General features: G+C 59.4%; 10 protein-coding genes and 1 riboswitch. Of the genes, 5 read left to right on the forward strand and 5 right to left on the reverse strand.

Going from position 1 to position 11,026, the window contains the following annotated elements:
• Positions 1 to 45: 45 nt before the first annotated feature.
• Together CCANI_RS05735 and CCANI_RS05740 are read right to left on the reverse strand one after the other, a co-directional pair.
• Positions 46 to 1,248 (reverse strand): RtcB family protein, encoded by a 1,203-nt coding sequence (locus CCANI_RS05735; protein ID WP_146323336.1) that lies wholly within the window; start codon positions 1,246 to 1,248, stop codon positions 46 to 48.
• A 226-nt stretch (positions 1,249 to 1,474) separates the two neighbouring features.
• Entirely contained in the window at positions 1,475 to 1,789 is a 315-nt protein-coding gene (locus tag CCANI_RS05740) for a hypothetical protein (protein WP_146323337.1), read from the reverse strand.
• A gap of 51 nt (positions 1,790 to 1,840) precedes the next feature.
• Positions 1,841 to 2,019, forward strand: a riboswitch (cobalamin riboswitch).
• Positions 2,020 to 2,083: 64 nt separating this feature from the next.
• On the opposite strand from CCANI_RS05740, the gene CCANI_RS05745 reads away from it, so the two are divergent.
• The 5 genes from CCANI_RS05745 to CCANI_RS05765 are packed head-to-tail and all read left to right on the forward strand — an operon-like array spanning position 2,084 to position 7,525.
• Positions 2,084 to 3,121, forward strand: coding sequence for a FecCD family ABC transporter permease (locus CCANI_RS05745; RefSeq protein WP_425457306.1), 1,038 nt, complete (start codon positions 2,084 to 2,086; stop codon positions 3,119 to 3,121).
• Complete coding sequence (locus CCANI_RS05750) at positions 3,121 to 3,882, forward strand: ABC transporter ATP-binding protein (RefSeq protein WP_146323339.1); 762 nt, start codon at positions 3,121 to 3,123, stop codon at positions 3,880 to 3,882. The genes CCANI_RS05745 and CCANI_RS05750 overlap by 1 nt, the downstream gene beginning before the upstream one ends.
• Before the next feature lie 14 nt (positions 3,883 to 3,896).
• A complete protein-coding gene (locus CCANI_RS05755) occupies positions 3,897 to 4,958 on the forward strand; it encodes an ABC transporter substrate-binding protein (RefSeq protein WP_146323340.1) in 1,062 nt (353 codons plus the stop codon).
• Positions 4,959 to 4,997: 39 nt separating this feature from the next.
• Positions 4,998 to 6,173: an MFS transporter gene (locus CCANI_RS05760; RefSeq protein WP_146323341.1), complete on the forward strand. Its 1,176-nt coding sequence runs from the start codon at positions 4,998 to 5,000 to the stop codon at positions 6,171 to 6,173.
• 2 nt (positions 6,174 to 6,175) lie between these two features.
• Positions 6,176 to 7,525 carry a DHA2 family efflux MFS transporter permease subunit gene (locus CCANI_RS05765; protein WP_146323401.1) on the forward strand — a complete coding sequence of 450 codons (1,350 nt, stop codon included), beginning with the start codon at positions 6,176 to 6,178 and terminating at the stop codon, positions 7,523 to 7,525.
• Positions 7,526 to 7,560: 35 nt separating this feature from the next.
• Here the strand turns inward: CCANI_RS05765 and CCANI_RS05770 are convergent, their stop codons facing one another.
• From CCANI_RS05770 to CCANI_RS05780, 3 genes are all read right to left on the reverse strand, one after another.
• Complete coding sequence (locus CCANI_RS05770) at positions 7,561 to 8,892, reverse strand: HNH endonuclease signature motif containing protein (RefSeq protein WP_186750027.1); 1,332 nt, start codon at positions 8,890 to 8,892, stop codon at positions 7,561 to 7,563.
• A 129-nt stretch (positions 8,893 to 9,021) separates the two neighbouring features.
• Complete coding sequence (locus CCANI_RS05775; protein ID WP_146323344.1) at positions 9,022 to 9,492, reverse strand: winged helix-turn-helix domain-containing protein; 471 nt, start codon at positions 9,490 to 9,492, stop codon at positions 9,022 to 9,024.
• Positions 9,493 to 9,531: 39 nt separating this feature from the next.
• Positions 9,532 to 10,902 (reverse strand): FAD-dependent oxidoreductase, encoded by a 1,371-nt coding sequence (locus CCANI_RS05780; protein WP_146323345.1) that lies wholly within the window; start codon positions 10,900 to 10,902, stop codon positions 9,532 to 9,534.
• Between the last annotated feature and the right edge of the window lie 124 nt (positions 10,903 to 11,026).

Consider the following 11,026-nt stretch of genomic DNA (forward strand, 5'->3'; position numbering starts at 1 on the left):
TTTCATGCTAGCCGATCCTGAAATAATGGGAGCAAAACTATCCAATTAGGTGCCTTTCACATTCAGCACCTGGCGCAGCTTGTGTTTGATTTCCACAAGCTCTTTCGAATCGGCCATGACTTGGTCGATATCCTTGTACGCGTCGGGGATTTCGTCCACCCACGCATCGCCGGGCCGATACACGATGCCTTCCATGCGCGCGGCGAGGTCCGCCTCGGTAAAACGCCGGCGCGCTTCGGTCCGCGAGTATCGACGCCCCGCCCCATGCGGCGCCGAGTTTAGCGCGGGCGCGAAGCCCTTGCCCTCCACCACGTAGGATGCGGTTCCCATGGATCCGGGAATCAGCGCCAAGGCACCCTCGTCCGCCCGGATGGCTCCCTTGCGGGTTAGCCACACGTCGCGCCCGAAATGGTGTTCCTTTACCGTGTAGTTGTGGTGGCAATTGATGCGCTGCTGTTCCACCACGGCCTGCCCCATAAAGGCGGCGAGGCAGCGGGAGAACCGATCCATCATTTCTTCACGGTTCAGGAATGCGAAGTGCTGCGCCCAGTGGAGATCTCGCAGGTAGGAGTCGAATTCTGGGGTGCCTTCGACGAAGTAGGCGAGGTCCGGATTGGGCAATGGAACCCACCATTTCACCATATTGGCCTGCGCGATATCGATGTGTGCGCGGGCGATTTTGTTTCCCACGCCGCGGGAGCCGGAGTGCAGGAACATCCACACCATGTCTTCCTCGTCGAGGCAGAGTTCGATGAAATGATTCCCGCCGCCGAGGGATCCCAGCTGCTGCCGCCAGTTCGGTGAATGCTTCAGGTTCACGTCGTTTTCCCGTGCCAGGGCGTCCAATTCGCGGCAGCGTTCGTCCGCCGAGGGTTCCAGCTGCCACCGATTGTATTTCCCGGGGGAGAGCGGGATCGCGCGGATGATCGCATCGCGCAGCTTGGTCAGCTCCTTGCCTTCCAGGTCGGCGGCGCGGAATTGGGTGCGCACGCCGATCATGCCGCAGCCGATATCCACGCCGACGGCGGCGGGGATCACGGCGCCGATCGTTCCGAACACAGTGCCTACGGAAGATCCGAGGCCGGTGTGTGCGTCGGGCATGAGCGCTACGTGCGGGTATACGAACGGAAGTTTGGCGGTATCTTGCGCCTGCGCGACGGTAGATTCCTCGATTTCGCTGGCGAAAATATGTACCTTTGGCCGGTGATTATTGATGTCTGCGATACGGGATCGCAGGTTTCGAGCCATGGGTTTCCCCTTTACTAATTGCGGCGGGGACATAAAAAATCGCCCCCGCCAGAAATGAATCCTGACTGCGAGGCGTTAACGAGCTCGTTGGTCAACAACCCCACAGGAAATGACGCGATGGCAGCTGATTGAAGCGTTGCATGACACGTCCTTTCGTTTCTGTAGCGGGTTTCTGACCAAAACAATCAATAGCACATGGAGAATTTCCTGCCCACGAACGGGGGTGCTAGCGGGCGTCGGAAAGCAAGTGCGCGGCGCCGGCAACTCCGCTGGTCACGGCGAGCACGGAGGGCCATGCACCAATCTTTTTGGCCAGCGGGTGGGACACGCCGAAAGCCGCAATATACGCGGCGGTCAACCCGGTTGCCAGCGGCAGGCCGCCCTTGTCATACCAGCTGCGTGCGGCCCAAATGCCCGCGGCGGTGAGGAGTGCGCCACCGATCGGTCGGACGCCGGTTTCGCGGGCGGTGAGCCAACCCCCGATCAGGCCCGTGGCTACTACAGGTGCGGTACGTACTTCGGATGCATTTTTGAACTTCATATCGCACTAATTTACCTGTTTTGCTCGTTTGAACTTGCGGTGGGATACAATTCTTACCGTCAGTGAGCTGGTCAAGGGAATCTCGGTGTGAATCCGAAACTGGCGCGCAGCGGTGATTGGGTACTACCCCCAAAATGGGATATACCACTGGCCTTGTGAAGGCTGGGAAGGTGCTTTGGGGGTGGGGTGATCCAACGAGTCCGAAAACCTGCCGGCTCTTCGCTGAGTCTTCGCCACGTCCGCGTTCGACGTGTCGGAGCAATGTTGAAGGAGTTCCGTTTGTCCGGGACAGGTCTGCGTCGAAGTCTGTTCACGGTGGCGCTGTTCGTGCTGCTGCTGGTTTTGATCGCGGTGAGCTTTGTCATCTCATTGACGTTTGGTTCTGTGGATTACGCCAGTGAGGCGGTGTGGGACGTGGTATGGGCCCGTCTCAATGGCGGAAAAGGTCCTGACCAGGCAATTGATTCCATTGTGTGGGAGTTGCGTGTGCCTCGCGGGCTGCTCGCGCTGATCGTGGGCGCGGGCCTTGCGCTCGCGGGCGTCGCTATGCAAACGCTCGTGCGAAACCCGCTTGCGGACCCGTACTTGCTCGGCGTTTCCGCGGGTGCCAGCGTCGGCGCCACTGCCGTCTTAACGTTCGGCATGCTGTCCTCGCTTGGCTTGTACGCACTTTCGGGTGGCGCATTAATCGGCGCCCTCGTCGCCACCGCCACCGTGTATGCCATCACGATGGCCCAAGGAGGCTTAACCCCGCTGCGCTTGATCCTTTCAGGTGTGGTCCTTTCCTCGGCGTTTTCGGCCATGGCGAGCTTCCTTGTGTTCAAGGGTCCGGACGCCCGCGCCGCCCAAGGCGTCATGTTCTGGATGCTCGGTTCCGTGGCCGGTGCGCAATGGAACAAGCTTGCGTTGCCGTTCGCCATTGTGATTATCGGAGGGATCGCATTGATGCTGCTCTCCAATCAATTAGACGCCCTCGCCGCAGGCCCTGACACCGCCGCCGCCCTTGGCGTTCGAGTGGGTGTGCTACGCCAAGCGTTGTTCTTTATCCAGGCGCTTTTGGTCGGCGCGATGGTCGCCGTGGCGGGCGGCATCGGCTTCGTTGGTTTGGTGATTCCGCACCTAGCGCGCATGATGGTCGGTTCCCTGCATTGGCGGCTGCTTCCTATTTCCATGGCCACGGGCGCACTCTTCTTGCTGTGGGTGGATGTGATCGCACGTATTTCCGCACCGCCGCAGGAGATTCCATTGGGTGTGGTCACCGGCGTCTTGGGTGCGCCATTGTTCCTTGTGTTGATGGGCCGCGGCCGCTACCACTTCGGAGGTCAGAACTGATGTTCGTAATTGATGACGTCGCGTGCGGCATCGGCAAGGCCACCATCGTCCGCGGCATCACCTTCACCGTGGAACGCGGCACCATGACCGCCCTCGTCGGCGTCAACGGCGCAGGCAAATCCACATTATTGCGCGGGCTCGCGGGCATTACCTCCCTGCACGCCGGCTCCGTGCTTCTCGACGGCGCGCCCGTCCACGCCATGCGCCCGCGTCACCGTGCCCGCCAAATGACGCTCGTGGGGCAGGAGGAATCCCCACCCGGAGATCTGACTGTTTCCGAAATGGTGGCTCTGGGGCGCCTGCCCCACTTGAAGTCCTGGCAGCTGGGCGGCAGAGAGGAGCGCCGCATTGTTGCGGAATCCCTGGAATTGGTGGGTGTTGCGGACTTGGCCGATCGCCCTTGCGATCAGCTGTCAGGTGGCCAACGCCGCCGCGCCCTTTTAGCACGTGGGTTCGCACAGGGCACGGACCTGGTGCTGCTTGATGAACCCACCAACCACCTAGACGTGCACCACCAGTTGCATTTGCTGAAGGTGCTGCGCGAATCCGGCCGCACCATTTTGGCCACGATTCATGACCTAGACCTTGCCGTCTCTCACTTCGACCAGGTTGTGGTGCTTCACCAGGGCACCATGCTTGCGGCGGGTGCGCCGGAGGAAGTGCTGGTCCCAGAAAACCTGCGTCGCGTTTTTGATGTGCAGGCGATGCTCGCGAAACTTCCCGAGGCTACGCGCACGCATCTCATCGTCGATTCACTCTAAATAAGGAGAAACCCATGAAGAAGTACACTTTGGCATTGCTTGCCAGCTCCGCATTGCTGCTGTCGGCTTGCGGCGAGTCCACGTCCCCCAGTACGTCTGCCGCCGCGGCTGGTGGGGTTACCGTAGAAAACTGCGGCCAGGAAGTCACCTTTGAAAAGGCCGATAACCTGTTCGTTAACGATGGAAATATCATTTCCATCGTGTTGTCCGCTGGCGCCCAAGACAATATCAAGTACGTCAGTTCGGTCCAGCGCGACGTGGATATCCTCGGCGCAAAGTACGGCAAGGACGTTATCGCTGGCCTCGAAGATGTGGCCAAGCAATACCCCTCCCTCGAAGAGGTTGTGAGCAAGCAGCCCGATATTTTCGTCGCTGGCTGGAACTACGGTTTCAATGAAGGCAAGAACCTCACCCCGGATTCGCTGAAGGAACAGGGTATTGATTCCTATATCCTCACCGAGTCCTGCCGCCAAGAGGGCACCACTAAGCGTGGTATCGTGGACCCGTGGAAGGCCGTGGAAATCGACATGGCAAATATCGGCGAAATTACTGGCCATAAAGATACCGCTGACAAGGTGGTCAAGGACCAGCAGGACCGCCTCGCCACCTTGCAAGCCGCCGAGCAGCCCACCACCAAGCCGGTCGCTTTTGTATTCGACTCCGCCGAGGACACCATCTTTACCTCCGGTAAGTTCGGCGCCCCGCAGGCGATCCTCGAAGCCGCTGGCGCCAAAAACGCTGCGGAGGACGTTGAGGATACCTGGACGACGGTCGGCTGGGAGCACCTGACCTCCACCAAGCCCGACGTATTCGTGTTCGTTGAGTACCCCGGCCAGGAGTTCGATGAGAAGGTGAAGATCCTCAAGGAAAACCCGGTGACCAAGGACCTTCCGGCCGTGAAGGAAAACCGCTTTATCAACCTCCCGTACGCGATGTGGACCTCGGGCCCATTGAACATTGATGCGGCCGAGCACGTGCGCAAGGGCATGGAAAAATTCAACCTCGCCCCGAAGTCTGATATTAAGCCCGCATTGGAGCTTCCGGCGAGTGTGCCTGGTTTGGAATATTTCCAGTAATCTGGAAATGTAAGCCAGGCAGTGAAAGGAAGTATTGTCATGAAAACTGCTTGGCTGTATCTCGCTTCTGCGGGAACATCATTGCTTGGCAATAGCGTGGCCATGGTCGTGTGGCCGTGGCTGGTGCTGCAACGAACTGGGGACCCTGCGGCGGCGGGCGTCGTGGCGACTGCCATTGCCGTCCCGTCGCTGCTATTCGCCTTTTACGGTGGCCATTTGATTGACCGCGTGGGCCGTAAGCCCATGAGCGTGATTTCCGATGTGATCAGCGGTTTGTCCGTGGTGGCATTGATCGCCGTTGATACGTGGGCTGGTTTGAATCTCGGCTGGTTTATTGTGATCGGCATCCTTGGCGCGATTGGCGACGTCCCGGGCATGGCCGCCCGCGCCGCCCTCGCCGGTGACGTTGCCTACACGTCCGGCAAGTCTCTGGATATGCTTTCCGGCATTAATCAAACACTGATGGGCATCGCCATGTTTTTGGGCCCTTCGCTGGCCGGAATCTTACTTGCGAACCTTCCGATCAACCAGGTGCTGTGGATTACCGCAGGCTGTTCGCTGCTTGCCGCGTTGTTGACGGCGTTGATGCGCCTTACCAAGGACCCAGGCGCGGAAGTCATGGAGGAGGATTCGAGCATCAAAGCGTGGCTGACGGTGCTCAGAATCCCAGTGATTCGCTTGCTTGCGGTAGCCCTTGCTATTTCCGCGGTGTTGGTTACCCCATACCTCATGCTGCTGGTTCCGGCGCATTTCCAGGCGATCGATAACCCCACCATGATGGGCTTTGTGCATTCAGCCTATGCGGTCGGCATGATCATCGGCGGGAGCATTATCGCGGCCATTGGTTCGGATAATCGCCGGATGGTGTGGTTCTCCACCATGATGCTGTTTACCTTGGGCTTTATTTGCCTCGGGTTCTTGCAATATTCCTGGATCGTGTTGCTCGGCATGGCCGTGGCTGGCGTAGCTGGCGGTATTGTCGGCCCACTGCAAATGATCGTGGTCACTGAATCAATTGCAGATAATCTTCGGGGTCGCGCGTTTTCCCTGTTTAGCGCAATCGGGCAGATGGCGAGCCCCGTGGGCTTCGCCATAACCACCATATTGCTCACGCAGGTTTCCATTTACACCATGGCCGTGATCCTAGCGGTGGCGTGGGTAGTGGCGTCCATATATTTGGCGCTGCGGGGCAAGTTGTTTGCGGAGCCAGCGTGAATATGCCAGAACGGCAAGCGTGGCGCGCATTAGCTGCGCTGTGCATCGGGTTTTTTATGATCCTGCTGGATCAGACAGTGGTGGCAGTGGCGACCCCACAATTCCAGACCGAGCTTGGTGCCAGCATTAACCAAGTTGTTTGGGTTACCTCCATCTACCTCTTGATGTTCGCCGTACCACTGCTGGTCACCGGTCGCCTAGGTGATCGATTTGGGCAACGAAACGTCTATTTGGTTGGCATGGTGATATTCACCTTAAGTTCCCTTGCCTGCGGGCTAGCCTCAAATATTGTTGCGTTGATTGTGGCGCGCGCGGCGCAGGGGCTCGGGGCGTCGATAATGGCGCCGCAAACAATGAGCGTAATTAACCGTGTGTTCGCACGCGATCGTCGCGGGGCTGCGATGGGTATATGGGGCGCTGTCGCGGGGTTGGCAACGCTCACCGGACCTATCCTCGGTGGAATTATCGTTGACTCAATCGGCTGGCAGTGGGTATTTTTCATTAATGTTCCGCTGGGCATACTTTCACTGGCGATGGTCGCCGTGTGGGTGCCGCCCATGCCTCGGCTGGCGCGCAAGATTGACTTCGCAAGCGTTATCGTATCGATCGTCGGTATGTTCGGTTTGGTGTTCGCCGTGCAAGAGGGGCCGGATCGCGGTTGGCCGATATGGATTTGGGGGGTGCTCGCGGTGGGTTGCATCTTTATCGCGGTGTTTATTAGGCTGCAGCAAACGGTTGCGGCGCCGCTGATTCCGCTGGAGATTTTCCGAAACAGAAACTTTTCCATCGGCGCGTTTTCCATCGCCATGATGGGCTTTGCGGTAAGCGGGACAATGCTGCCCGTCATGATTTTCCTGCAGGAGGGGCACGGGCTGAGCGCCGAACGCGCTGGTTTCATGCTGGTGCCAATGGCGGTGATTTCGGGGCTGCTGGCGCCGTTCGTGGGTAGGCTTTCCGATCGGCTGGATCCGCGCATTCTTTCGATGAGCGGGTTCGCGTTTATGACGGTGGCGATTCTGCTGCTGGTCGTGGTGATGCGCGATGGGATCAGCCTGTGGTGGATGCTGCTGCCGATCACGTTCATGGGTTTTGGCAATGGCCTCGTGTGGTCCCCGAATTCTGCGACGGCGATGCGCGATTTGCCCATGAAAAGCGTGGGTGCGGCGTCGGGCGTGTATAACAGCACGCGCCAGGTTGGGTCGGTGGTCGGCGCGGCGGTTATTGGTGCGGCCATGCAGATCGGTGCCGCGATGACGGATATTGCCACCGCGATGGGGAATGCCGTGATCCCAGCGGTGATCGCGCTGGGGTTCGGCTTAGCGGCGGTTTCTCGGTTCCGGCATGAGAAGTAGGCCCCGCGACCTGTGGGTTTTGGGGCTCTTACCTCTCAGAATTGTTCATCTGGGGGTGGCTGCGGTTCGGCAGGTTTAGATGGCGGTTTCGGCGCGCGCCGTTTTTCCAGCACCGAGTTGAGGGTCATGCCCCAATTGCCCAAGCCGTCTCGCGTGGGTTTTCGAATCGGTATGGGGAAGGTGAACCCCGCCCGCAGGGTCAGGTTACCTAGTGGGCTGCCGATCACGCCGGCGATTCTGCCTTCGGGGGCCGTTACTATCGTTTCCCCGGCGATAACCCAGGTGACGGTGCCGTCGCTGGTCATGCTGCAGATGCTGCGATTGTCGGTTTTGGAGTTGTGGTGGTTGGCGCACAGGCATTGCAGGTTCGAGTACGTGGTCAACCCGCCGTCCTGCCACCGAATCACGTGATCCACCTGGCAATCCGTTGCGGCCACGTTGCAATCAGGGTAGCGGCAGTGGCCGTCCCGCAGCATGACGGCTTCTTTGAGTTCCTGCGGGGGAGTGTAAAAGTTGAACAGCATGAGCGCGATGTGTTCAAGGTCAAAGTACTTGTAGCCCCGCCCGAAGAGTTCGCGCTGCTCCGGCGTGAGCGTGCCGATGTTTTCAATGTAGTCCGGCTGGAACCCTTTCGGCTCGGGCCCGGTACCAAAGAAGTGCACGGTCCAGGTTTTGGGCAGCTCCAACCCGCCTTCCTTCAAGAACGGCAGGGTGAAGGCTTCCGCATGGGTGATATTGTGCTTTTTCGCCAGCGCATCGATGGCCTGCGCCACGGCTTCCACTGATTCCGTGGGCGCCTCGAGGTTGAAGTTTGAGTAGCCGGGGATATAGGACGGCAGAATGCTGATGCTGGAATTCGGCGTTAGCCCTTGGTCCACCTTGCCGCTGAGCTGCAGCTTTTTAATGAACTCTTGGGTGATTTTTCGGATCCGCGCGGCACTGGGCACAGCTTGGTTCGGCCGTGACGCGGTCAGCGCTGTGACTAGGAATTCATCGAGTTTCCGCCACGCTTCTTCGTTCTCTTCGGGCATGTAGCACGTCGCCGTTTCGATCGCTCGCAGCCGTGGGTAATCAAGGTGGCCGAGCGTGAGCGCGTGTTGCGTGAGCCGCGGCAGCCGCTGCAGGGTTTCAACGCTGTAGAGCCATCCGCGCTGCACGTGGGGAGTGGTGTTATAGATAACGGCATATTTGGAGCAATGCGCATTAACGTCTTCGCGGGCCGGATCAATGTGGTGCTGCAGGTGGCGGCGTAGCATGCCGCGATGGAAGGCCATGGTGAGCGGGTCACCGTCGGGGTTGTTCACGCCGTAGTATTCACCGCGCGGACCCATGAGGGCAAGACGTTCCTCCCGAGTGATGGTGTCCATGGCCCCCTCCGATATTTCCCTAAGTTCCCGATATTGTTATCACTCATACTACCTTCATGCAGCACGACCGACAACCGCCACGTCTGTGCACTTCATCACAGTTTTATTCGCACGCAACCGAAACCGTTTTCAGTGGTTTTCGCCGCAGGCAATTAAACAGAGTAGCGGAACGATCCGCGCCGGCGGAATGCTGTATACGCCGCGCTGTTTCACCACCCAACCTGCGGTTTCCAGCGCCGAAATATGGTGGTAGGCGGTGCCTGCCGAGGACACCACCTCTGCGCTCACCAGTTCGGCTACCGACGCCGCTTGCCGCAACAAGTGCCGCAAAATTTGCGCGCGCAGCGGGTGAGCGAGGGCTGAAATGCGGCTGAAGGAATCCTCCCAGGCCGTCTCTATTAGCAGGTCAACCGGCCGCACCCATTGATATTTGACTTCCCCCATCGGCAGCGCGACCTCGCCGGAAAAGTGCACGGTTCCGGCAGCCGCGGCGTCGATAGTCTTTTCGGTAGTTGCGCCGTGTTCGAGTTCGCTCACGCGTTCCTCTAGGGCGGTGAGGCGGGCGGCAAGTTCGGCGGTGGTGGGCGTTGAATGCGGCATACCCTCACCGTAGCAGCGCTTGCCGTCCGTACAGTTGTTCTAGCTCACTACGGGGACGGAACGGGCGACGCGCACCATGTCTTCCCATTCGACAATCTTTTTGCGTTCGCGCCCTTCCGATTCGCCGCTGCGGCGTTCCTCGGCGTCCAGCAGGTGCCAACCGTCCCACGTTGTGTACTCGATATTACGTTCGTCAAGCAGCGTGACGACGTCCGCGTGCACCGGCGCTGGGAGCCTCCCCTCAGCGGCGTCGGTAAGCAGCATATCGATGGTCTCCTTGGCGTCGGACTTCGTGTTTCCGATCAGCCCCACCGGCCCGCGCTTGATCCAGCCGGTGGCGTAGATGCCGGGCACGATGCTGCCGTCGAGGTTAAGAACGTGGCCGCCATCGTTCGGAATAACGGCGTTTTCCTCATCGAACGGGAGTCCGGTTATAGCGTCGGAGCGGTAGCCCACGGCGCGGTATACCGCCTGCACCGGCCAATCCGTAAATTTACCGGTATTGACCACGCCGCCTTGGCCGTCCAAGGCGGTACGCTCCGTGCGCAGCCCCACAACGTGGCCATCCTTTTCCAGGATTTCCACGGGGTTTTCGAACAAATGTATGTGGAGCGTGTGGGGCGCTTGCTTGGGGTCACGAATGGCGTATTGCTCGAGGATGGTGCATACCAAATCCTGCGATTTGGACGCGCGCCGGGCTTCTTCGGAGGCGGCGTCGTAATCGATGTCCTCGGGGTCGACCACCACATTGATCGTGGGGGAGTGGTCGAGTTCCTTGAGCTCTTGCGGCGTGAATTTCACCTGCGCCGGGCCCCGGCGACCGAACACGTGTACTTCCTCGGCTTGGTTGTTTTTGAGGCTCTGGTAGACATTGTCGGGGATTTCCGTCACCAAGAGCTCGTCGCCGGTTTTCGCAAGTATGCGCGCAATGTCGAGGCCCACGTTGCCCACGCCAATCACCGCGACTTGCTTGGCGGAAAGATCCCACGAACGTTCGAATCGTGGGTTGCCGTCGTAGAAGCCGACGAACTCGCCCGCGCCATAGGATTCCGGCAGGTCCGCGCCGGGAATGTCCAGGTCGCGATCGCCCACGGCACCCGTGGAAAACACCAGCGCATCGTAGTATTCCTGCAGTTCAGCTACGCTAATGTCGCGCCCGACGGTGATATTGGCCAGCAGCCGCACCTCCGGCTTGTCCAATACGTTGTGGAGGGACTTCACAATGCCCTTGATGCGCGGGTGATCCGGGGCCACGCCGTACCGAATCAGGCCGAACGGAGCGGGCATTTGTTCGAAGAGGTCAACGCGGACATCAACCGCGGATTTGATCAAAATGTCGGAGGCGTAGATGCCTGCGGGGCCCGCGCCAATCACGGCTACGCGCAGCGGGCGGTTCGGGGTCTGGGTCATGCGTTGAAAGCCTTTCAAAATTCTGGCAATGAGCAGGCCAGTCTGCACCTAACAGACTAAGCAGTCTACTAGGTTAATGCCCAGGCGAAACTTGTCAAGGCGCCACCTGACACCGAAAACACCT

Origin of the sequence: Corynebacterium canis, assembly GCF_030408595.1 — a bacterium.
Lineage (GTDB): Bacteria > Actinomycetota > Actinomycetes > Mycobacteriales > Mycobacteriaceae > Corynebacterium > Corynebacterium canis.

Coding starts and splice junctions, on each gene's coding strand:
- CCANI_RS05770 (WP_186750027.1), bottom strand. CDS start 8,892: ATGGACACCATCACTCGGGAGGAACGTCTTGCCCTCATGGGTCCGCGC.
- CCANI_RS05755 (WP_146323340.1), top strand. CDS start 3,897: ATGAAGAAGTACACTTTGGCATTGCTTGCCAGCTCCGCATTGCTGCTG.
- CCANI_RS05780 (WP_146323345.1), bottom strand. CDS start 10,902: ATGACCCAGACCCCGAACCGCCCGCTGCGCGTAGCCGTGATTGGCGCG.
- CCANI_RS05765 (WP_146323401.1), top strand. CDS start 6,176: ATGCCAGAACGGCAAGCGTGGCGCGCATTAGCTGCGCTGTGCATCGGG.
- CCANI_RS05740 (WP_146323337.1), bottom strand. CDS start 1,789: ATGAAGTTCAAAAATGCATCCGAAGTACGTACCGCACCTGTAGTAGCC.
- CCANI_RS05735 (WP_146323336.1), bottom strand. CDS start 1,248: ATGGCTCGAAACCTGCGATCCCGTATCGCAGACATCAATAATCACCGG.
- CCANI_RS05775 (WP_146323344.1), bottom strand. CDS start 9,492: ATGCCGCATTCAACGCCCACCACCGCCGAACTTGCCGCCCGCCTCACC.
- CCANI_RS05750 (WP_146323339.1), top strand. CDS start 3,121: ATGTTCGTAATTGATGACGTCGCGTGCGGCATCGGCAAGGCCACCATC.
- CCANI_RS05760 (WP_146323341.1), top strand. CDS start 4,998: ATGAAAACTGCTTGGCTGTATCTCGCTTCTGCGGGAACATCATTGCTT.